This window comes from Chengkuizengella sp. SCS-71B (genome assembly GCF_040100845.1).
GTDB lineage: Bacteria > Bacillota > Bacilli > Paenibacillales > KCTC-33759 > Chengkuizengella.
In genome coordinates, this window is record NZ_JAZHSH010000001.1 from 2,626,724 (window position 1) to 2,647,931 (window position 21,208).

Genomic DNA, 21,208 nt, shown 5'->3' on the forward strand with positions numbered 1-21,208 from the left:
ACTTTTTCAAGTCAAGATTACTTTTGCAAATTTCCTTTTCCCAACTTGGACAATATCCCCTTCTTTTGGATTAACTACAGCATTGACATCCGTAATTTTCTCTTCATTTATTCTAACTGCTCCTTGAGTGATGCTTCTTCTTGCTTCTCCATTTGAACTTTGTAATTTTAAATGTACAAGTAAATTTATTAAACGTAATGTACCGTTATCCAATATACTTGATGGGATTTCAATAGAAGGAATATCTTCTGGCAATGCTCTTTTTTGGAAAACGGTTTTAAAGCGTTCTTGTGCCTCATTCGCTGCCTCTAAACCATGATACATTCGTACAAATGTATGTGCTAACTTCATTTTTGCATCTCTAGGATGCACTGATCCATTCTCTAAACCTGCTTTAAGAGCATCTAAATCTTCCATAGACATATCTGTAGCAAGTTCATAATATTTAACCATCAGTTCATCAGGGATTGACATAGATTTACCATAAATCTCGCTTGGTTCTTCATCTATACCAATATAATTGTTTAAGCTTTTACTCATTTTTTTAACGCCGTCTAACCCTTCAATTAATGGAAGCATAACAGTAGCTTGTGTCGGAACATTGTATTCTTTTTGCAAAGTCCTTCCCATCAATAAGTTAAATTTTTGATCAGTTCCGCCAATTTCAACATCACTCTGCAAAGCGACTGAGTCATACCCTTGCATTAAAGGATAGAAAAACTCATGAATACTAATAGATTGACCTGAATTGTATCGTTTTGTAAAATCATCGCGTTCCAGCATCCGTGCAACGGTAACTTTTGCAGAAAGTTCAACAACATCTGCAAAATTTAATGGTGCCAGCCATTCTGAATTAAAAAAAACAGTTGTTTTTTCAATATCAAGTATTTTAAAAAATTGTTCTTTATAGGTCTGAGCGTTTTTGATAACATCTTCTTCAGTTAACTGTTTACGAGTTTCAGATTTTCCTGTAGGGTCTCCTATCCGACCTGTAAAATCCCCTATAATCAGTTGAACCTGATGTCCAAGGTCTTGAAATTGTCTAAGTTTATGTAATACTACAGTGTGCCCTATGTGAATATCTGGTGCCGAAGGGTCTAATCCTAATTTTACTTTTAAAGGATTTTTCGTTAACACTGATTTGATAACCTTTTGCTTCAACTCATCCTCTGGTACGATTTCAACTACTCCGCGACGGATAATTTCTAATTGCCTGTTAACTTCCGTTTGTTGCTCTGCTGAAAGCTCTTCCCACTTTGCCATTAATACTTTCCCTCCAAATTAAATCCTAAAAATAATCATAATATTATCCATCAATATCTATTAAAGGTAATAATTACAATGCGATAACTAATACAAAATGTTTTATTACATTTATTAAAAAGTGCAACTTTTACTCTTTATTAACGTAAAAAAGTTGTATTATTTTGATTGCAATTTCATTCTTTTATATCAAACAACAACGGTAAAGTCAACAAAAGATGTTATATTATAGCGAATGTTCAAGCAAAAACCTTTATGCTATAATGGGTTAGACCGGAGGGGATCAAAAATGTCAAAGAAAAAAAGTAAAAACAACTCAAAAACTATACTTAAAAAATCATTATTTATATCTTTGATAACTGTGAAATGGATTTTAATTATTGGCTTAATTTTTGGAATTTTAACTGGTGGAGTAGTATTAGGTTATGTGACTTCTATCGTTAAAGATGAACCTGTACGTTCACCAGAAGAAATGGTATCCGAGGTTATGAAAAACAATGTCTCTGGATTTGCCTATTTTAATGATGAAACGTTGATCGGACAACTCCGCTCAACAGAAGATCGTAGAATGATTGAGTTGGATGACATACCTAAAGTCATTCAAGATGCTTTTATAGCCACAGAGGATCAAAATTTTGAAAATCACATTGGGATTGATATTAAAGGATTAACACGTGCAGTAAAACAGCAAGTGTTTAATGAGGAAATTCAAACAGGTGGAAGTACAATTACACAACAATTGGCTAGAAGAGTATTTTTAAATTTTGACCAAACAATTGATAGAAAAGTAAAAGAAATCATTCTTTCTGTTCGTATGGAGCAAGTTTTAACAAAAAATCAAATTCTTGAAGCATATTTAAATAAAATAGGATTTGGAACAGGTTCTAGCGGTTATCCAGTTTCTGGAGTAAAAGCTGCCATTCAAGGTATCTTTGGATTAGAGAACCTTAACGATATCAATATTGCTCAAGCTGCATTCTTAGCTGGTTTGCCGCAAAATCCAAATAAATACTCGCCTTTTACTGGATATGGGGAGTTTGATGAAGTAGGGTTTAATGCTGCAATCGAAAGACAAAAACATGTACTTAATAGAATGAAAGAAGCTGAAAAAATTACAGAAGCTGAATATAAAGAAGCGTTGAATTACGATCTCAAAGCATCATTAGCTGAACCTTCTGAAAAAGCATATACTACTTACCCTTACCTTATGTTTGAAATTGAACGTAGAGCGGCGGAAGTTTTAATTAAACAAAAAAACCCTGAACTATCTCAGAAGGAAGTCAACTCCTTAGTAGAGGAAACTCGCGAAGAAGTAGTCAATGGTGGATTTAAAATATATACAACCATAGATCAAACGATTTATGACGCTTTGCAAGAAATAGCCAGCAACCCTGAAAACTTCGCTCCAGATAATGAAAATGGTGTGGAACAAACCGGTGCAGTAATGATTAACAATAGTACCGGTGCCATCTTAGGGATGATTGAAGGTCGCGGTTATGAAATTGAAGAGTATAACCATGCTACTCAAATGAAAAGACAACCTGGTTCTTCCATGAAACCTATTGCAGCATATTTACCAGCGTTAGAATCAGGTGAATTGCAGCCTGCTTCTGTCGTAGACGATATTCCGATGATCTTACCTGATGGAGGTAAGGGTGCTCATATTCCTTTGAACTGGGATTATAAGTATCATGGATTGATGACAGCTCGTGAGGCATTAAATGAATCTTACAATATCCCTGCCATTTATATATACAACGAAATAGTTGGTAGAGATGGCGCACTAGATTTTGTTGAACAGCTAGGGATTACCACTTTAACCGAGGAAGATAGAAACGCACAAACTGGGGTTATTGGTGGACTTTCCTACGGAACTACTGTTGAAGAATTAACCAATGCATATTCAAGTATAGCTAACTATGGTGAGTTTAACGATGCCTTTTTAATTGAAAAAATTGAAGATCAGGATGGAAAAATCGTATACGAACATCAACTTGCACCTGAAAGAGTATTTTCAGAACAAGCTGCTTATTTAATAACAGATATGTTAAAAACAGCAGTTTCTGAAGGAGCTTCAGGTGGAGAAATCAGAAAAGGATTCCAAAATTATGGCAAAATACCAATTGTAGGTAAAACAGGTACTACGAATCTATATCGAGATGTATGGTTTTTAGGATATTCTCCTGATATTACATTAGGTGTATGGGCTGGATATGACCAAAATGGTTCATTAGATTTTGGAAGATATGATGAACGTACTGGAAAAACCAGAGCGAAAGAAATTTGGGCAAAAGTCATGGATAAAACGATTGAATTAAAACCTGAACTTTTTACGACCACTGAATTTTATCAACCAGATGGACTTACAAGAAAAACAGTTTCAAGTAAATCGGGACTAATTGCTTCTGAATTAACTAAACAGGCCGGATATACAACAACAGATTTATTTGATAAAAGGTATGTACCTACTAAGATGGATGATAGCTTATCAGAATTACCTGTTATCAGCTATAAAGACATCAATTATATCCCACTTGCTGCTACACCAAACGATATGATTGAAACCAAAATCGTTGTGAATAGAAGCACGCCATTAAAGGAGCTTTATGAGGAAATTGATACAATCCTAAAAGGGTATTCCAGTAGTCAAAAACCTAAAAATAGAAATGGATATCCTATGAGGCTTGAAGATTTCTATCCTACTGACATGGATTCAACTGCACCTATTGCTGAAGACCCAAGAATAGAGGACGGTAAAAACCCCGAACCTCCATTCAATGTAAGGTTGGAACAAAAAGAAGGAATCAATGTTATTACATTTGACCATAGTCCAAGTGAGGATGTAGTAGGTTATCGTTTTTATAGAAATAATGGAAATGGATATACACATTCACAAACTAAACGATACGATGATGAATTGAAATTTAAAGATTATGTCAGTGCATCTGTTGATTATTTTTATTATGTAGTATCTGTTGATGTCTCTGGGAATATTTCAGAACCAAAGCAGCTTCAAACAAATAAAGATGCTCAGTCACCTGAAATTCCTGAGGAGAATGACGATGGAGAAGATACGGATGACAATGATGATAATGATGATAATGAAAGAAATAATAATGATCTAGATAATATTGGATCATTACCTAAGGTCCCTACAAATATTGAAGCTACAAAAGAGGAATTAACTGTAAAAATTACATGGACTGCAAACTCAATCGATGACAAAGTTTTATACTATGAGATTTATTACAGCGATGAAAAAGATGGAGAATATCAATTCATCTCCAATGCAAATAAAAATTCCTTTGCAGACACCAGTCTTATAAATGAAGGATGGTACCGAATTACTGCTGTAAATAAAACGGGAGCTTCAGCATTATCTGAGCCTGTAGAAGTGAATGAATAATACCAACACTAAGAACCCCCTATCCAAATCATAAAGTGGATAGGGGGTTCTAAATATTAATCAATCATAACTCATCAATCATCAATAGTAGATAAATCTCCAGTTGGGAGGTTTAATTCCCAAGCCTTTAACACACGTCTCATAATTTTACCACTTCTTGTTTTTGGAAGCTTATCTTTAAATACAATTTCACGAGGTGCTGCATGAGCAGACAACCCTTCTCTTACATACTGTGAAATCTGTTCTTTTAATACTTGTGAAGGTTTATATCCGTTTCTCAAAGAGATATAAGCTTTAATAATTTCACCGCGCACAGGATCAGGAATCCCAATTACACCAGCTTCAGCAACAGCAGGATGTTCAACCAATTTACTTTCTACCTCAAACGGACCTACTCTCTCACCAGATGTATTAATAACATCATCAATTCTACCTTGAAACCAAAAATAACCGTCATCATCACGATAAGCTGAGTCTCCAGATATATACCAACCAGGTATTCTAAAATACTCCTCATATTTGGCTTCATTTTTCCATATTTTCCTCATCATCGAAGGCCAAGGGGTTTTTATTGCTAAGTTGCCCATGTGATATGGAGGTACTTCCTTGCCACGATCATCAATAATTGCTGCATCAACACCTGGAATTGGTTTCCCCATTGAACCAGGTTTGATTTCCATTCGAGGATAATTACAAATGAGCTGTCCTCCTGTTTCTGTCATCCACCAAGTATCATGGATACGCTGATTATATACTTTCAACCCCCAGCGAATAACCTCAGGATTCAGTGGCTCTCCTACACTTAATACATGTCTAAGGCTAGATAGATCAAATTGGTGGACAACATCGTCCCCTGCTCCCATCAGCATGCGAAATGCAGTGGGTGCACTGTACCATACTGTAATTTTATATTTTTGAATGGTTTCATACCAATCCTGAGGACTAAATCTACCACCTCTAATCACATTGGTTGCTCCATTTAACCAAGGAGCAAATATCCCATATGATGTTCCAGTTACCCATCCAGGATCGGCAGTACACCAATAAATATCGTCCTCTTTTAAATCCAGAACGATTTTACCAGTATAATAATGCTGAATCATTGCATTGTGAGAGTGAAAAACACCTTTAGGCTTTCCAGTAGAGCCAGAAGTATAGTGAATAATTAAACCATCTTCACGATCTACCCATTCCATTTCAAACTTATCTGAAGCATTTTTCATTTCTTGATTAAAATCCACCTGTCCTTCAGATAAAGAAATATCCTTGCCAACTAATATGATATGTTTTAAATTAGGAAGATCTGAAACTTGAATTCTATGAAGTAATTCTGGCGTAGTTACTACTGCAACAGCTTCACTATCCTCCAAGCGATCTTTCACGGCAGTCTCCATAAATGCTTCAAATAATGGACCTACGATTGCTCCATTTTTAATGGCCCCTAATAAGACAAAATAAAGCTCAGGAGTTCTTGGCATAAAAATAAATACACGATCCCCTTTGTGAATTCCTAGATCTCTTAATACATTTCCTGCTTGGTTAGATTTCTTTTTCATGTCTGCGAAAGTGTAAGATTCATCACGTAGTGAATCACTATAATATAAAGCAACCTTATCTTTTATCGTTGATTCCGCATGCCGATCAATTGCCTCGTAAGCCATATTCACTTTCCCTGAATTGTACCAAGAAAAATCCTTAATAATATGCTCCCACTCGAACTCTGAACGACTGGTCTCATAGTCTTGTAAATTTGCCTCTGAAGCTACTACCTCGATCACTTCTTCATTATTTTTCCCCATAATCTCCCTCCTACTTTAATAACTATATTGCTAGTGCTTCCATTAAAATATATGAAAACAAAAAAATACGATGAACATTTTCTGATATTTCCATTATATCATATCTATAAGGTGATATATGTCTAACAAAAGAGTAACATCATCCATAAATTTATAAATTCTTAAAATGAAAAAAGCCCTCACTTTAGGTAAGGACTCATGTTTTTAAACATATGCTCTACAATTTGATAAGAATGTTGAGAGGCTTGTACAACAAACTCTGTAAAATTAACATCTGCTGAGCCATCAGCTTTATCTGACATCGAGCGAATAATGACGAATGGAACTGCATTCATGTAACACACTTGAGCTACTGCTGCCCCCTCCATTTCTGTACAATCTCCATCCATCTGTTCATGTAAATTTCTAACGATTTCTCGATCAGCTATGAATTGATCTCCTGATAATACTCTTCCTTTTCGTGTACGATCTCTAAACCACTTCTCACTTGCATTAAAAGCTAAATTTATTAAATGATCATCTGCTTTAAAAACAGAGGTTTTATCATAAGGAATCATGCCTTTATCAAAACCAAGTGCTGTGGCATCCATATCATGATGCATACAATCCGTAGAAATCAGAATATCACCTATTTGTAACTCTGGATGAAGAGCACCTGCAACTCCTGTAAAAATAACGGCATCTACCAAGAAGGTATCGATTAATATTTGAGAACATATTGCCGCGTTTACTTTTCCTACACCGGATTTACATAATACGACCTTTGTATCGTAAAAATAACCTTCATAAAACTGTATTCCTGCTTTTACAACTGTTTTTGAATTATCAATATGATCAAGAAATCTTTTTATTTCTTCATCCATTGCACCAATTAATCCTATCTTATTATAATTCATTATAAACTCTTCACGCTATTTCTTTGAATTAATTCATGTGGTAATATAATCTGAGGTTGCTCAATCTCTTCATTTAACATTAGTTTTGTTAAAAGCCTCATAGAAACAGCACCAATATCATACATCGGTTGTGCTATTGTAGTAAGCAAAGGTCTTACCATAGAAGCCATTCTAATATTATCAACACTGATAACAGAAATATCCTCAGGTACTTTTAATCCGGCATCTTGAATTGCATGAATTGCACCTATAGCCAATTCATCTGTTGCAGCAAATACTGCGGTAATATTTTGATTAGATTTTAAGAAGTTCTTCATTTTTTCTAAACCTGATTCATAACGGAAATTACCAACTTGAATAAGATCTTCATTTACGGTCAATCCTGAATCTTCAATTGCTTTTATATACCCTTGATATCGTGCAAATCCTTTAGCTAAATCTTCAAAGTTTCCACCAATTAGAGCAATCTCACGATGCCCCTCATTTATTAAAGCTTTTACTGCATCATAGGCCGCTTTTTCGTGATCAATATCCACAGATGGTATATTTTCAGACTCTTCTTTTGTTCCGCACAATACGATCGGTACACTTGCTGTTTTAAACGCATGAATATGATCTTCTGTTACTGTGCCACCCATAAATAATAATCCATCCACTTGTTTTTCTAACAACGTATTGATCACTTGAATTTCCTTCTCTTTTTTCTTATCAGAGTTACATAAAATGATATTGTATCGATACATATTAGCAATATCTTCGATACCTCTAGCGACCTCAGAAAATATGGTATTTGAAATGTCAGGGATCACTACACCTACCGTAGTCGTTTTTTTACTTGCTAGTCCTCTAGCTACAGCATTTGGTCTGTATCCTAACTTTTCTATGGCATCGAACACCTTTTTACGTGTTTGAGGTTTCACATTCGGATTGTTATTAACTACCCTAGATACGGTAGCCATTGAAACACCTGATTCTCTTGCTACATCATAAATAGTTACTGTCACTTATTCTCTCTCCAATTGTTATATTTTATAGTTATCATACGATATTATAATCTTATTGTAAACTTTCGGCAGTTTTCAGATTTATATAAATGAAATACAATTACATAATACACTTAAACAACTGATGAAAACTCATGAAAAGATGTAAATCCCAGAACAATTTTGACTGGTAATAAAAAAATCAATCCAATGATTGATTTTTTTTATTCAATTTAAATTTTAAGTTTAAATATTTATCCAAAAATATTTTACGTACAGACGCCCACCTCTATAGGTGAGATCTTCAAATCAGGTGGAGTAGAGTCTCCATCTGATTTCTCGATGTTTAAGCAAAGCTTAAACGAGTTCACTATATTTTATAAATTTTTTTATTATAAATAATTTGATCTGTAATTTGCAATAAACGTTTCTCAGTTTCTTTAACCCACTTTGTATCATCTAAGTATTGAGCTAACAATAAAATATCAAGAAGTTCATTAATTCTTTGTTCAATGATCTCCTCAATGGGAATATGTATTAATTCTTTCTCTGAACTTACAAATAAAAGGTGAGCAAACTCATTAATTTCGTTAAAAAATATTTGATGCTTTGTATTAGAATGATCTATATCTTTTATCAATTCAGTTAAATCTTCCTTAACATCCAACAACACTTCACTTTCCTCACATTCTTCACATGAAAATATGGGGACGTTTTTTATATGTACTTTTTTTGAGTATTGAACTGTCCTTAATTGAATATTCAATGTACTACCGCATTTACAATCTTTTTGCAAACCAATCACTCCCTATGCGTCAGTATTTCGACACTTGAGCAACTAATTCCTGTTTAACAGTTTCGGTAAATATAGGAAGAAAGCAACTTGGAATATAGATGTTTAAAAGGAGGAATTGAGATGAACACCATGCCTAAGGCAGCACCGAAAGTATCATTTCTTAGATCCAAAATTTCAGGTGTTCTTCCAGGTATGTATGATTGATGAATCTCATCTGTGATCCCATATAATAAACACAAGCTTACAACAAAAACTTTTCCTATAAATGTATTATAGTTTTTTCCTAACCCCAGCAATAATACCCAAGAGAGAATGAAATAGGCTACAATATGTCCCCAGTTAAAACTAATCATCCCCGGGAACCATTTTTGAAAAAGAGGTAAAAAGGAGTGAAGTTCATCTCCTTGCTGATGAGAAAGAAGAAATATTATTGTCATCCAAATAAGAGCTGGGACCCATCTTAAAAACAAACCAAATGATTTATACCTCTGCAAGAACACGTATAAATTCCTTTGTAAAGTTTGGTAAATCAGGAGGTCTTCTACCAGAAACGATATGACGGTCTACAACAACTTCCTGATCTATCCAGTTAGCCCCAGCATTTATTAAATCATCTTTTATCCCTGGTGTAGAAGTCATTGTGAATCCTTCACATATTTTTGCTGAAATCAATACCCAGCCACCATGACAGATGTGAGCAATCGGTTTCTTTACTTCATGAAACTCTTGAGTTAGACGTAACACATCTTCATACCTTCTTAATTTATCAGGTGCCCAACCACCTGTAACATATAGTCCAATATAATCTTTAGAATCAACTTCATCAAATGCCATCATGGTAGAAATAGGAACCCCATACTTTCCAATATAGGTTTCATTTGCTTTTGGACCCACTAAATCAACTTGGATACCTGCTTCTCTCATTCGTAATACTGGATACCATAATTCAAGATCTTCAAATTCTTTTTCCACAAAAGCCATTACTTTTTTTCCTTGTAATTCCAAAATAATACCTCCTTTTTAATAAGATACATTCGAATCTGTTTTATCATTCATCTTTTTAACTAGTTCGGTTATTTCTTGACTTGTTTTACACAATAATATGTCATCAATCATTTGTTTACATTCTGTTTCATATATGGATAAGACCCTCTCTTTTACTTGTAAAATAGATTGTGAGGACATACTTAATTTATGAACACCTAACCCTATAAAAATTGGGGTTGCATTAAAGTCTCCAGCCATTTCTCCACATACACTTATATCAATGTGATTTGCTTTAGCTGCATCTACTGTTTGTTTAAGCATTCGAATAACTGCTGGATGAAATGGTTCGTAAAAATCTGCGATATGTTCATTCATACGATCAACGGCTAATACATACTGAATAAGATCATTTGTTCCAATACTGAAAAAATCTACTTCTTGAGCTAACAAATCAGCGATTGCAACGGCACCTGGAACTTCTATCATGATTCCAATTTCTATGTTTGTGTTAAAGTCATATCCGTTTTCAAGTAATTCCTCTTTAGCCTGCTCTAATATTGAATTCGCCTTTCTGATTTCTTCTACAGATGAAATCATTGGATACATTATTTTCACATTTCCCACTGCACTTGCTCTTAAAATAGCTTTTAACTGTGTTTTAAAAATGTCTTTTTGATCCAGCAAAAAACGAATAGCACGATATCCTAAAAAAGGATTATCTTCTTCAGGAAAAGTGACATAATCTAATTGTTTATCTCCACCGATATCCAATGTTCGAATAATAATGGGTTTGTTCCCAAGTTTTTGTACTACATCCTTGTAAGCTTTCAGTTGCTCTTCTTCGGATGGGAAATGATCGCGATCCATATACAAATACTCACTGCGAAATAATCCAACTCCAGATAAATCGTAAGACAATGCAAAATCTACGTCGTTTTGTGAATTAACATTAATATCTAATTGAATTTTTTTACCATCCCTCGTAGTTGCAGGTATATTGATTATTTTTTGTAGACTTTTTTGCCTCTCTATCCATGTTTGTTTTTTAAGATTGTAAGCTTGTACGATTTCTTCGTGTGGATTTACATATACACTGCCTTCATCTCCATCAAGAACAATGAAATCACCCGTTTCAATCGGGGTTTCCATCTTACCTTCTAAACCCAGAACAGAAGGAATTCCTAGTGCACGAGCCATAATAGCAGAGTGAGAAGTTTTTCCTCCTGCCATCGTCAAAATCCCTTCCACATGTGAAGGATTTAAATGTGCTAACTGTGAAGGAGATAGCTCTTTAGCCACTAAAATAAAAGGTTGGTTATCCTGTGGTAAAGTGACCTCAGGAGTTCCTAACAAATGTTTAAGTAAACGATTACCAACATCTTTAATATCTAAAGCACGCTCTCTCATATATTCATCATCCAACAAATCAAACATATTTGTAAAATGATCCATCGCTTCTTTTACTGCTACTTCAGCTACTTTATATTGACGTTTAATAATCCCTTGAATTTCATCCATAAAAACTGGATCGTCTAAAATAGCTAAGTGAACGTCAAAAATTTTAGATTCTTCACTGCCAATCACTTCATTAAATTCTTTTTTTATGTTTGATATTTCATGTTTAGATATTTGTATGCCTTCATATAATCTTTCAAATTCCTTTGCAAAATCAGTAACACTTATGTTCTCTTCATTTAAATCCCAATTCCATGAAGGAAGAACGAATGCTCTACCTATTGCGATACCAGAAGATGCCGCGATTCCTTTCACCAATGTTATTCCCCACCTTCCTACTATATTGATGGTAAATCGTTATCGAAATTTTGTCAAAAAAAATCTCTGGTTCTTGAAGAACCAGAGTTAATCGAATCAAAATTAATGTGTGGGTCTATTACTCGAAGCCTGACTTGGTTGATTAGCTCTGAAACTTGAAAAGTGTTGTGGCTGATGAGCAGTCGTTTGAGTTCTATGCATTGTAGAAGGATATGTTGTTGTCTGATGCTGCTCTTGGTTATTTTGATACATCATGGATTGAACAAATCCAGTTGGTTGATATGTTTGTGGTTGATTTTGTGCCTGATTAGTGTATCCAGTAGTAATAGTTGGTTGACTATGAGTTTGCCTTTTTAAAGTATTTTGAACTGATGGTTCAGAACTGCGATAATTTGTTTGTCGATAAGATTGTGGCGTAGTCATATGACTTTGCCAAGATTGATTTCCAGAATAGGTAGATTGAGTTTGAGTATTACTTTGATATATGGATGGTACAAATCCTGCTGGTTTATAATTTGTCTGTGTTCCAGCTTGAAAGTTATAGTTGTTAGCATTAGCTGGTTGCTGATGGCTTCGAAAATTTGTTAATTTAAACTGGCTGGAAGCAGCTTGCTGCTGTGAAGGTTGCATCCATTGTGGTTGTTGAGATTGATTCATTTGTTGTTGATGATACAACTTAAATTCCTCCCTAAAAAGTAGTCTACACTTTGTAAGTTCTTCAATTTGTGTAGCCTATATTAGTTTTTCAAGAATAAACTTATTTTATTATGGAAGGTATTGGGATACATAACACCCTAGAAAAAGGATTTTTTATTAAGCTTTAGGATTTAATATAGAGTCTTCTACTTTAATACAGCGATCCATTATCACTTCTAATCCACCATCTTTGGCAATTTGAGCTGACTCTTCATTTTCTATGCCGAGCTGTAACCAAAGTACCTTTGCTCCAACTTTTACAGCTTCCTTAGCTATAGGTGGAGTATATTCACTCCTGCGAAAAACGTTAACAATATCTATGCTTTGCGGGATATCTGATAGGTTTTTATAACTCTTTTGCCCTAGTATTTCTTCAGCATTAGGATTGACAGGTATGATTGTATATCCCCTTTTCTGCATAGCTGCTGAAACCATATGGGACGTACGATCAGGTTTATCGGAAAGACCAACAACCGCTATGGTTTCAGCTTGTTTAAGTATTTCCTTTATTTGATCTCTAGATGGATTCTCATGCATTTTCCATTCCCCCAATAATTTCTATATTTTAAATTTTTAAATTATCTGATTTCTCGATGTTTAAGCTTTGCTTAAACGAGTTTCACTAGTCTTCTTGTAACTCCACTTTTGCACCTAATGATTGAATATGTTCAAAGAACTGTGGATAAGATTTCGCAACATGTTGTGCATCTTGAATCATAAGACCTTTCTTAGAACGCAATCCAACAACCGTTAGCGCCATGATCACTCTATGATCATAATGTGCATTAATTTCAACTCCACCTTCCACACCATTAGGTTGCCCATGAACAATAATTTCACTTTGTCTTTCTTCCACATTTGCTCCAGCTTTTTTTAATTCATTACAAAAATCAGTAATGCGATCACACTCTTTATATCTTAAATTCTCCACATTATAGAAACGTGATGTACCGTTAGCAAATACAGCAGCGGCTACCATTGCTAATACTGCATCTGTAAAGTCATCCCCATCAAATTCACCAGCTGTTAGTTTTTGATTGCCATGAATTTTTAATGTGGATTGATCATAACTTAAATTCACACCCATTTCTTTTAGCACATTCACCGCTGCTTGTTCTCCTTGTTTACTATTTTCAATTAAACGAAGCATCTGAACATTGGAATTTGTGACCGCTGCTGCCGCTAATATTGCAGCAGAACCAGGATAGTCACCTTCCACTACGTATTTTTGAGGTATATATTTTTGATTCCCTGGGATTTTATAATACATCAGATCATCACTGGCTTCAATCTGAATGCCAGCTTGTTTTAAGACATCCAAAGTTTGTCCCACTACCACCTTTGACTTTAGATCATGTAATACTTCAATTTCGCTATCTTCTGTAAGCAATGGTGTTAAAAACAGCAAAGAACTTAGAAACTGTGAACTAACATCCCCAGACACTTGAATTTTGCCACCTTGTGGATTACCGCCAACTATTGTGATTGGAAGTTTGCCATCTTGATGCTTAACTTTTATATTCATTTGCTCTAATGCATGAATCAAATCATCATGTGGTCTTTTACCTAGAGATTGCGGATAAGTATTTACAAAAGTCACTTCAGGACACAAGGTTGCAGTAGACATTAAAAACCGTAAAACTGCTCCTGCATTACCAACATTGAGTTCTTTTACTGGACTTGGTGATTTTCCAAAACCTGTTATAACAATCTTTTCATCATCCTCTTGCATTTGGGCACCTAAATCTTGAATACATCTTCTCATTGCATCACTATCTTCACTGTGTGCTGGATAATAAATTGTACTTGTCCCTTCTGATAATGCTGAAGCTAATAAATAACGTGTTGTGTAATTTTTTGAAGATAAAGAATTAATTTCTCCGTTTAATATTCCAGTAGGTTTTACAATTGCTTTCATTTATTTATCTCTCCCTTATTTCAATCCTATTAAAAATCCTATATAAGCTAATAAAATCCCAAAAACATAACTACATATGATATATAAAAGCAAAGCTTTCCAATATTTATTTATAAACATTTTCTGAATTTCTACTTTAAAAGTTGAAAATGTAGTAAAGGACCCTAAAAATCCAGTAGCAAAAAACAACATAAAAAAATGATAACTAGAATCCAAGCAGCCAATTACTAGTCCTAAAAAAAATGATCCTATTAGATTTACAGTTAGTGTACCATATGGGAATTTAGTTGAACATCTTCTTACAAAAACACTAGATATAAAAAAACGACTACAAGCACCTAAAAATCCACCAGTGCCTATTAAAAAAATATGCAATAAACTCATATCAATACACGTCCTATTTTATAACCTAACCAAACAAAAAAAGATCCACCAATAAAACTTACAAAGATATAAATAACTGCAATAAACACTTTGTGATCTTGAATTAAAGAAATCGTCTCAATGCTAAAAGCAGAAAAAGTTGTAAATGAACCAATAAGTCCAGTAGAAATTGCTGTTTTTATTTTTACTGATAACTTGCTTGTCTTCATATATTCAGAAAACCAACCTAATGCAAAACAACCAATGAGATTACAAAGTAAAGTTCCTGTTGGAAAAAAATAATCACTTGAATAGGTAAACTCACTAATCATAAAACGTAGATTTGCACCTAAAAATCCTGCCAGTCCGATATATAAGTAGATCGCCTTATCACTGTTTAACCATGACATGTTGCATATCCTTTCTGTGATATAATAAAATAATTGTTAAAACACTTCATATTTTTGGTTATCACTTAATTATTGGAGGCGACAAATAATAATGAACGAACAAAGTATTTTACCAAAAGAAGTAAAAAATAAACTAGATCAAGGTTTAGAACTCAACATCATTGATGTTCGAGAACATGAAGAGGTTGCTCAAGGAATGATATCAGGTGCAAAACATATTCCATTGGGAGAATTGCCTGTGCGTCATCATGAAATTGAACAAACTGACAATATTATTCTCGTCTGTCGAAGCGGGAATCGAAGTGGAAAAGCACTTGAATATTTACAAATGTTAGGGCTGAAAAACCTTAAAAATATGGAAGGCGGCATGTTAGAGTGGGATAAGCTCTAATTGATTTTGCCTTTACTACATAGAGTTAATCTAAGATTTAAACTAGTATTTTAGATTTTATGTAATACAACAACGTTATAAATTTGTTCTACTATGCTTTCCACTTCAAAAACATTTGTATCGATAACAAAATCTGCAAATTCATAAGCATGTTTGCGCCGCTCCATCATTTCATAGACCTTTTCTTCTAAATCCCCTTGAAGTAAAGGTCTTTTTAACTTTTCACCCTCTAAACGTTTAATAATTATCTCTGCATCAGCATCTAGTTGTACTACTGTACCATGACTCAACATCCTACTTCGATTTTGAAGCCTTAATACGGACCCTCCACCAGTTGCTATGACCTGCATGTCATTTGACAATACTTCCTGAATGATTCTAGTCTCTACTTCTCTAAAGTAACTTTCACCTTTTTTTGAAAAGATTTCTGGTATACTCATATTCTCTCTGTGTTCTATCATGTGATCTGTATCAACAAATTCCCAACCTAATTTTGATGAAAGTTGTTTTCCAACCGTAGATTTTCCAGTCCCCATAAACCCAACTAAAACGATATTATTTTTTTTCATTCATTCTCCCTTTCCCTTCATAACCACATCAATCTAATCCTTTTCTCTTTTGCTGCACTAAACTCTTTATTTAATTGAAAAGGTTGAGATAAAGTAATTCCCAACCTTTTTGTTAAAAACGAATATTATTTTTACTCACTGTCTAACCATTCGTAATGGAAAGTACCTTCTTTATCAATACGTTTAAAAGTGTGAGCTCCAAAATAATCTCTCTGTGCCTGTAGCAAGTTCGCAGGTAATCTTTCTGTACGATAACTGTCATAATAAGCTAGCGCAGTTGAAAAACCAGGAACAGGAATTCCATGAGTAACTGCTAAAGAAATTACTTTTCTCCAAGCATCTTGATAATTTTCTACAATCTCTTTGAAATAAGGATCTAACAATAAATTTTTCAAGGCTGGGTCTCGGTCATATGCATCTTTAATGTTTTGTAGAAAACCAGCTCGTATAATACAGCCTCCTCTAAAGATCATAGCAATATTACCATATTGTAAATTCCAGTTGTATTCTTCTGAAGCAGCTCTCATTTGAGCAAAACCTTGTGCATAAGAACAAATTTTACTTGCATATAAAGCTTTTCTAATCGCTTCAATTAAATCTTGTTTTCCTTCACTTAACTCGACTGCTTTAGGACCATTTAATACTTTACTAGCTGCTACTCTTTCTTCCTTCATTGCAGAAATAAAACGAGCAAATACAGATTCAGTAATAATGGATAAAGGTACACCTAAATCAAGTGCGCTCTGACTTGTCCATTTCCCCGTTCCTTTTTGTCCAGCAGTATCTAAAATAACATCAACTACTGGCTTATTCGTTTCTGAGTCTACTTTTGTAAAAATATCTGCTGTAATTTCAATTAAATAACTATCCAGCTCACCTTTATTCCACTCAGAAAAGATTTCATGAATCTCATGAGTTTCTAATTGAAGCACTTCTTTCATAAGATGATACGCTTCACATATAAGTTGCATATCACCGTATTCGATTCCGTTATGTACCATTTTCACATAATGACCAGCACCATCTGGTCCGATATATGTACAACATGGATCTCCGTTTACTTTTGCTGATATGGCTGTTAAGACCGGCTCAACTAATTTGTAAGCATCTTCTTGACCACCAGGCATAATCGAAGGTCCCTTTAATGCACCTTCTTCACCACCTGAAACGCCAGTACCAATAAAACGAATTCCTGCTTCCTCTAATTGTTTATTTCTTCTTTGTGTATCAGGGAAATAAGCATTACCACCATCAATAATAATGTCTCCTTTTGATAGGTACGGTAACAACTGTTGAATTGTATCATCTGTTGGAACACCAGCTTTTACCATAATAATAATTTTTCTTGGAACTTCTAATGAGTTAACAAAACTTTCAATCGTATCATAACCTGATACCTTTTTATCTGTATTTTCTTTTAGAAACTCATCAGTTTTCTGATATGATCTATTAAATACAGACACAGAAAAACCTCTGCTTTCAATGTTTAAAGCTAAATTTTTTCCCATGACTGCAAGTCCAATCACACCGATTTGTTGTTTTGACATATGATTTCTTACACCCTTCCATCCAATTTCTAATGTTTATTTTACCTATTTTTAATAAATTCCACAAACCTTCTTTTGTAAAAAACGCCTGCTAAAGCGAGAATTGTAAAGAAAACTAACTAAGCGAACCTAAATAATTCTTAAATAACAAGTAATTTGCAAGTTAAAAAGGACGATCTACACAACATATACAGATCGTCTTTTTTAACTTGCAAGCGATTTTAATCCATTGTTCATTATTTACCTAACCTTCCAATAAAATAAATTCATGACTTAAATCCCTTAATTTTTCCTTACAGATTTTAATTTCATCTTCGCTCCTCCCATTTTTTATAAGCTTATGAAGCATCGTTAATTCTACATCTAATTCATAACGTAATATCGGAATTCTTTCTTCAATCCTAGAAGATTCAAATGCCTGTATAACGGCTTCTAAAGTAATATAAGGATCCTTTTGGTAAAGTACCTTTTGTTCAACTCCATTAATTTCAACCGTTTTAATAATTTCACCAAACATGATATTTTCAATTAAAATTTGAGTGTCTAAAAATCTTTTTACTATCGCATGTCCTTTAGAGTTCTCTATCATTTTTTCCAATAGTTCAGTTAACCTTCTATCAGTGATTGAGTAATTCCCTATCATCTTGAAACGTTCTTTCATTCGTTCAAATTTTAATTTTAAAAGTTTTTTTCCTAAACGAATAGAAATAATAAAATACTTATCATTTTCATTCCAATATAATGAATAACCTTCTTCAATCAAATTGGTTATAAAATTCTGAATAAGCTGACGGTCAAAGCGCAACTCAAGATTGCAATATTCCACTTCATAACTTTGCTTCACGGCAATCCTCCTCATCTTTACAATATCGTTGTGTAATTAACAGAAATTTCTGAAATTTTCTTGTTACTTATATTATACTGAATTATATGTTTTCGCAACTTGGTTTAATGTTTAAAAACAAAAAAAAGGGCACCCCTTGGTGGCCCTAATTATTTCATAAATATAAAAAAATGTTTAAAGTGTTAATTATATAGACTAGCAGATAAATCATCATATGCTATGCCACTTTTTTATTATGTTTCTACTGGTTTAAAGACTGCAGAACCAAATCCAATTAATATCACAGCAAATAAAAATAGTACTAAGAAATGCATGCTTACATCAGATAAGCTCTGACCCATTGCCATTTTTTCAACCGCTTCAATAGTCCATTTCTGCGGAACGATATTTGCTAATTTTTGCATGAAATCCGGCATGATTTCAATTGGCCAGAAGCAACCCCCAATCATACAAGTCGGCACAACAATTAAAGGAGTAATATTACTTAATATTTTAATATTATTTACAGTACTAGCTATGGCAGTAGCTATTCCCATAGAAGCCAACATGAAAAATAATAATATAAGCAATAACTTGCCAAAAGAAACACCATATTCAAAACCCACTATATATTTCGTAAACATTAGCAAAAATATAACTTGTAAACTTCCGATTAGAAAGCTTCCTAAAAAATGTCCAAGTACAATTTCATAACGTTGAATGGGGGCTGCATATATTCTCATCATCGTTTGATTCGCACGATCTTCCAATATTAAAGTAACAGAACTTACTATCAAACCCATTAGAAACATAATCATAAATCCTAAAATTGAATTAAGACCTGGTTTAACATTTTCATTAAATTTAGTATAAACAGCACTCACTTGATTTTTATTAACTTGTTCCATCAATGATTCCATTGCAGGCTGTATTGATACCCCATTGCCATCTATTTGTTTTAACTGTTTGATAGATTGAGCAAACTGATTTATTCGAAGGTCCAGCCTTTGTTTTAGTGCAAAACTCTCCGCATTTTGATTGAGCTGATATAAGGTCACATTGATGCTTTTTCCATTAAATAAGTTTTGAGTAAAATCTTTATGAATCGCTATTGCATAGTTAGCTTTACCATCAGCAACCCACTCCTTCACTTCTTCAACATCTTGTGCAGCTAATATTTCATATTCACTGAAGGAAGATAAATTATGAATCAGCTCTTCACCTAATAACCCTCCATCTAAATTTAAATAAGCTATTGTATAGTTTTCGGTATAGTCTCTATCAAAGATAAAAATAATCACAGTCATAACAATGACAGGAATCAGAATGATGGTAAGGAATCCTTTTATTGTGCCTATCATTCTTTTCAGCATATTCAGAGCAATAATCACACTATTCATGATATCCCACCTTCCAATAGAGTAGACCAGCTGATAAAGCTAAGACTAAGCTGGTACTTCCAATTACCCCCATGTTTTTTATAATCATCGTTGAATCACTTTCTATCATTAAATGAATTAAAGTATTGGATGACCAATAATTAATGGAAAACTTCCCTAACGTATTCAAAAATTCACCTAAATTAGGAATCATGCCTCCACTTAAAAATGTCATGACAAAAATTAAAGCTTGATATGTTGCTATGATTGATTTAGATGATCGTAAAAATGAGGTTAAAATAACTCCAAGACTAGTAGAAGATACAATCGTTAAAATGATCACACCAAATATCATAATATAATTATCACCCCAATCTACCCCATAAACAAAAGTAGAAAAAGATAAAATAACCATCGCTTGTATTAAAGAAAATATCCCCACACCTAACAGCTTCCCGATAATAATTGTATTTGAATGTAATGGAATCGAATTAAGCCTAAGCAAAGTAAACGTCTCTTTTTCTTCAGCTAAACTTATAGCAGCAGCCATACCTGAAAACAATAAAAACATCACTAACATGGTTACTGCATAATATTGAATCGCTGAAGTCTTACTTTCATTTTTTTGTAAGCTACCTATTTCTACATAATTTGAAAATTGGAAATGTTTATTTTGATCAGTAAATAAAGGTTTTTCTAACGTTTCTGGCCCCAATACAAAAACTCTAGCTTGCATTTCATTCACTTGGCTTAAGAACGATTCAAAGATCGTTCTAGCAACTAAATTTTTTTCAATAAACTCCCCTTCGATAAATTCCCATCCAGTAATCCTTGCACTCATGACAGAATCACTAAAATCATCCGGCACTACTATTCCATAGTCTATTTCTTTACTTTCATATTTTTCAAAGAGTTCTTCTCTTGATTTCACTAGTTTTACTGAGACATAAGATTGTATATCCGGTGAAGACAGAAAATCTGAGATTATTTGCTTAAAAACCCCCTGATCTTCATTTAAAACAGCGACCTTCACTGTCTCCAACTTTTGATTCTCACCAGAGGTTTGAAACACACCTGAAAGTGCAGTACCCAAAATTAGAATTAATAATAATGGCAAGCCAAGCATGTTGAGTAAAATGGAGCGCATTCTAAAAAAACGGATAAGCTCATAACGAGCTATTGTAAATATATTCTTCATGCTAACTCCTC

The 21,208-nt window shown here is 33.8% G+C and carries 20 protein-coding genes; 2 read left to right on the forward strand and 18 right to left on the reverse strand.

What is annotated here, in order from left to right; all coding sequences use genetic code 11:
• Window positions 1-6 precede the first annotated feature (6 nt).
• Entirely contained in the window at window positions 7-1,263 is a 1,257-nt protein-coding gene (tyrS, locus tag VQL36_RS12790; protein WP_349249691.1) for a tyrosine--tRNA ligase, read from the reverse strand.
• Window positions 1,264-1,552: 289 nt separating this feature from the next.
• Between tyrS and VQL36_RS12795 the strand changes: the two genes are divergently transcribed.
• Window positions 1,553-4,669 (forward strand): transglycosylase domain-containing protein, encoded by a 3,117-nt coding sequence (locus VQL36_RS12795; protein ID WP_349249692.1) that lies wholly within the window; start codon window positions 1,553-1,555, stop codon window positions 4,667-4,669.
• A 74-nt stretch (window positions 4,670-4,743) separates the two neighbouring features.
• On the opposite strand, the gene acsA is transcribed toward VQL36_RS12795, so the two are convergent.
• The 12 genes from acsA to crcB (VQL36_RS12855) form a co-directional block, all read right to left on the reverse strand.
• The gene (gene acsA / locus VQL36_RS12800; RefSeq protein WP_349249693.1) at window positions 4,744-6,468 is read right to left on the reverse strand and encodes an acetate--CoA ligase; all 1,725 of its coding nucleotides are present in this window, start codon (window positions 6,466-6,468) and stop codon (window positions 4,744-4,746) included.
• Between the two features lie 179 nt (window positions 6,469-6,647).
• Complete coding sequence (locus tag VQL36_RS12805) at window positions 6,648-7,364, reverse strand: 5'-methylthioadenosine/adenosylhomocysteine nucleosidase (RefSeq protein ID WP_349249694.1); 717 nt, start codon at window positions 7,362-7,364, stop codon at window positions 6,648-6,650.
• Complete coding sequence (ccpA, locus tag VQL36_RS12810; protein ID WP_349249695.1) at window positions 7,364-8,368, reverse strand: catabolite control protein A; 1,005 nt, start codon at window positions 8,366-8,368, stop codon at window positions 7,364-7,366. Before ccpA ends, VQL36_RS12805 begins: the two co-directional genes overlap by 1 nt.
• A gap of 349 nt (window positions 8,369-8,717) precedes the next feature.
• Window positions 8,718-9,143: a YgiT-type zinc finger protein gene (locus VQL36_RS12815; RefSeq protein WP_349249696.1), complete on the reverse strand. Its 426-nt coding sequence runs from the start codon at window positions 9,141-9,143 to the stop codon at window positions 8,718-8,720.
• A gap of 53 nt (window positions 9,144-9,196) precedes the next feature.
• Window positions 9,197-9,643 carry a VanZ family protein gene (locus VQL36_RS12820; RefSeq protein ID WP_349249697.1) on the reverse strand — a complete coding sequence of 149 codons (447 nt, stop codon included), beginning with the start codon at window positions 9,641-9,643 and terminating at the stop codon, window positions 9,197-9,199.
• On the reverse strand, window positions 9,624-10,148 hold the full coding sequence (locus VQL36_RS12825) for a type 1 glutamine amidotransferase domain-containing protein (RefSeq protein ID WP_349249698.1): 525 nt from the start codon (window positions 10,146-10,148) through the stop codon (window positions 9,624-9,626). Before VQL36_RS12825 ends, VQL36_RS12820 begins: the two co-directional genes overlap by 20 nt.
• Before the next feature lie 15 nt (window positions 10,149-10,163).
• Window positions 10,164-11,903 (reverse strand): phosphoenolpyruvate--protein phosphotransferase, encoded by a 1,740-nt coding sequence (ptsP, locus tag VQL36_RS12830; protein WP_349249699.1) that lies wholly within the window; start codon window positions 11,901-11,903, stop codon window positions 10,164-10,166.
• 102 nt (window positions 11,904-12,005) lie between these two features.
• Window positions 12,006-12,578, reverse strand: coding sequence for a hypothetical protein (locus tag VQL36_RS12835; protein ID WP_349249700.1), 573 nt, complete (start codon window positions 12,576-12,578; stop codon window positions 12,006-12,008).
• Window positions 12,579-12,716: 138 nt separating this feature from the next.
• Entirely contained in the window at window positions 12,717-13,136 is a 420-nt protein-coding gene (locus VQL36_RS12840; protein ID WP_349249701.1) for a CoA-binding protein, read from the reverse strand.
• Window positions 13,137-13,221: 85 nt separating this feature from the next.
• Window positions 13,222-14,517: a 3-phosphoshikimate 1-carboxyvinyltransferase gene (gene aroA / locus VQL36_RS12845; protein ID WP_349249702.1), complete on the reverse strand. Its 1,296-nt coding sequence runs from the start codon at window positions 14,515-14,517 to the stop codon at window positions 13,222-13,224.
• Between the two features lie 15 nt (window positions 14,518-14,532).
• Entirely contained in the window at window positions 14,533-14,901 is a 369-nt protein-coding gene (gene crcB / locus VQL36_RS12850; RefSeq protein WP_349249703.1) for a fluoride efflux transporter CrcB, read from the reverse strand.
• Window positions 14,898-15,290, reverse strand: a complete 393-nt coding sequence (gene crcB / locus VQL36_RS12855; RefSeq protein WP_349249704.1) for a fluoride efflux transporter CrcB — start codon at window positions 15,288-15,290, stop codon at window positions 14,898-14,900. The genes crcB (VQL36_RS12850) and crcB (VQL36_RS12855) overlap by 4 nt, the downstream gene beginning before the upstream one ends.
• A 91-nt stretch (window positions 15,291-15,381) precedes the next feature.
• Here crcB (VQL36_RS12855) and VQL36_RS12860 point away from each other — a divergent pair, with 91 nt between their 5' ends.
• On the forward strand, window positions 15,382-15,681 hold the full coding sequence (locus VQL36_RS12860; protein ID WP_349249705.1) for a rhodanese-like domain-containing protein: 300 nt from the start codon (window positions 15,382-15,384) through the stop codon (window positions 15,679-15,681).
• Between the two features lie 50 nt (window positions 15,682-15,731).
• Here VQL36_RS12860 and VQL36_RS12865 read toward each other — a convergent pair whose 3' ends face one another.
• From VQL36_RS12865 to VQL36_RS12885, 5 genes are all read right to left on the reverse strand, one after another.
• Entirely contained in the window at window positions 15,732-16,250 is a 519-nt protein-coding gene (locus VQL36_RS12865; RefSeq protein ID WP_349249706.1) for a shikimate kinase, read from the reverse strand.
• 131 nt (window positions 16,251-16,381) lie between these two features.
• Window positions 16,382-17,797: an NADP-dependent phosphogluconate dehydrogenase gene (gndA, locus tag VQL36_RS12870; protein WP_349249707.1), complete on the reverse strand. Its 1,416-nt coding sequence runs from the start codon at window positions 17,795-17,797 to the stop codon at window positions 16,382-16,384.
• 244 nt (window positions 17,798-18,041) lie between these two features.
• Entirely contained in the window at window positions 18,042-18,641 is a 600-nt protein-coding gene (locus VQL36_RS12875) for a hypothetical protein (protein WP_349249708.1), read from the reverse strand.
• A 233-nt stretch (window positions 18,642-18,874) separates the two neighbouring features.
• Entirely contained in the window at window positions 18,875-20,020 is a 1,146-nt protein-coding gene (locus VQL36_RS12880; protein WP_349249709.1) for an ABC transporter permease, read from the reverse strand.
• Window positions 20,013-21,197: an ABC transporter permease gene (locus VQL36_RS12885; RefSeq protein ID WP_349249710.1), complete on the reverse strand. Its 1,185-nt coding sequence runs from the start codon at window positions 21,195-21,197 to the stop codon at window positions 20,013-20,015. Before VQL36_RS12885 ends, VQL36_RS12880 begins: the two co-directional genes overlap by 8 nt.
• Between the last annotated feature and the right edge of the window lie 11 nt (window positions 21,198-21,208).

Bases quoted from the DNA above. Each gene is read 5' to 3' on its own strand.
- tyrS (WP_349249691.1), bottom strand. From the start codon at position 1,263: ATGGCAAAGTGGGAAGAGCTTTCAGCAGAGCAACAAACGGAAGTTAAC.
- VQL36_RS12795 (WP_349249692.1), top strand. From the start codon at position 1,553: ATGTCAAAGAAAAAAAGTAAAAACAACTCAAAAACTATACTTAAAAAA.
- acsA (WP_349249693.1), bottom strand. From the start codon at position 6,468: ATGGGGAAAAATAATGAAGAAGTGATCGAGGTAGTAGCTTCAGAGGCA.
- VQL36_RS12805 (WP_349249694.1), bottom strand. From the start codon at position 7,364: ATGAATTATAATAAGATAGGATTAATTGGTGCAATGGATGAAGAAATA.
- VQL36_RS12840 (WP_349249701.1), bottom strand. From the start codon at position 13,136: ATGCATGAGAATCCATCTAGAGATCAAATAAAGGAAATACTTAAACAA.
- aroA (WP_349249702.1), bottom strand. From the start codon at position 14,517: ATGAAAGCAATTGTAAAACCTACTGGAATATTAAACGGAGAAATTAAT.
- crcB (WP_349249703.1), bottom strand. From the start codon at position 14,901: ATGAGTTTATTGCATATTTTTTTAATAGGCACTGGTGGATTTTTAGGT.
- crcB (WP_349249704.1), bottom strand. From the start codon at position 15,290: ATGTCATGGTTAAACAGTGATAAGGCGATCTACTTATATATCGGACTG.
- VQL36_RS12860 (WP_349249705.1), top strand. From the start codon at position 15,382: ATGAACGAACAAAGTATTTTACCAAAAGAAGTAAAAAATAAACTAGAT.
- VQL36_RS12865 (WP_349249706.1), bottom strand. From the start codon at position 16,250: ATGAAAAAAAATAATATCGTTTTAGTTGGGTTTATGGGGACTGGAAAA.
- gndA (WP_349249707.1), bottom strand. From the start codon at position 17,797: ATGTCAAAACAACAAATCGGTGTGATTGGACTTGCAGTCATGGGAAAA.
- VQL36_RS12880 (WP_349249709.1), bottom strand. From the start codon at position 20,020: ATGAATAGTGTGATTATTGCTCTGAATATGCTGAAAAGAATGATAGGC.
- VQL36_RS12885 (WP_349249710.1), bottom strand. From the start codon at position 21,197: ATGAAGAATATATTTACAATAGCTCGTTATGAGCTTATCCGTTTTTTT.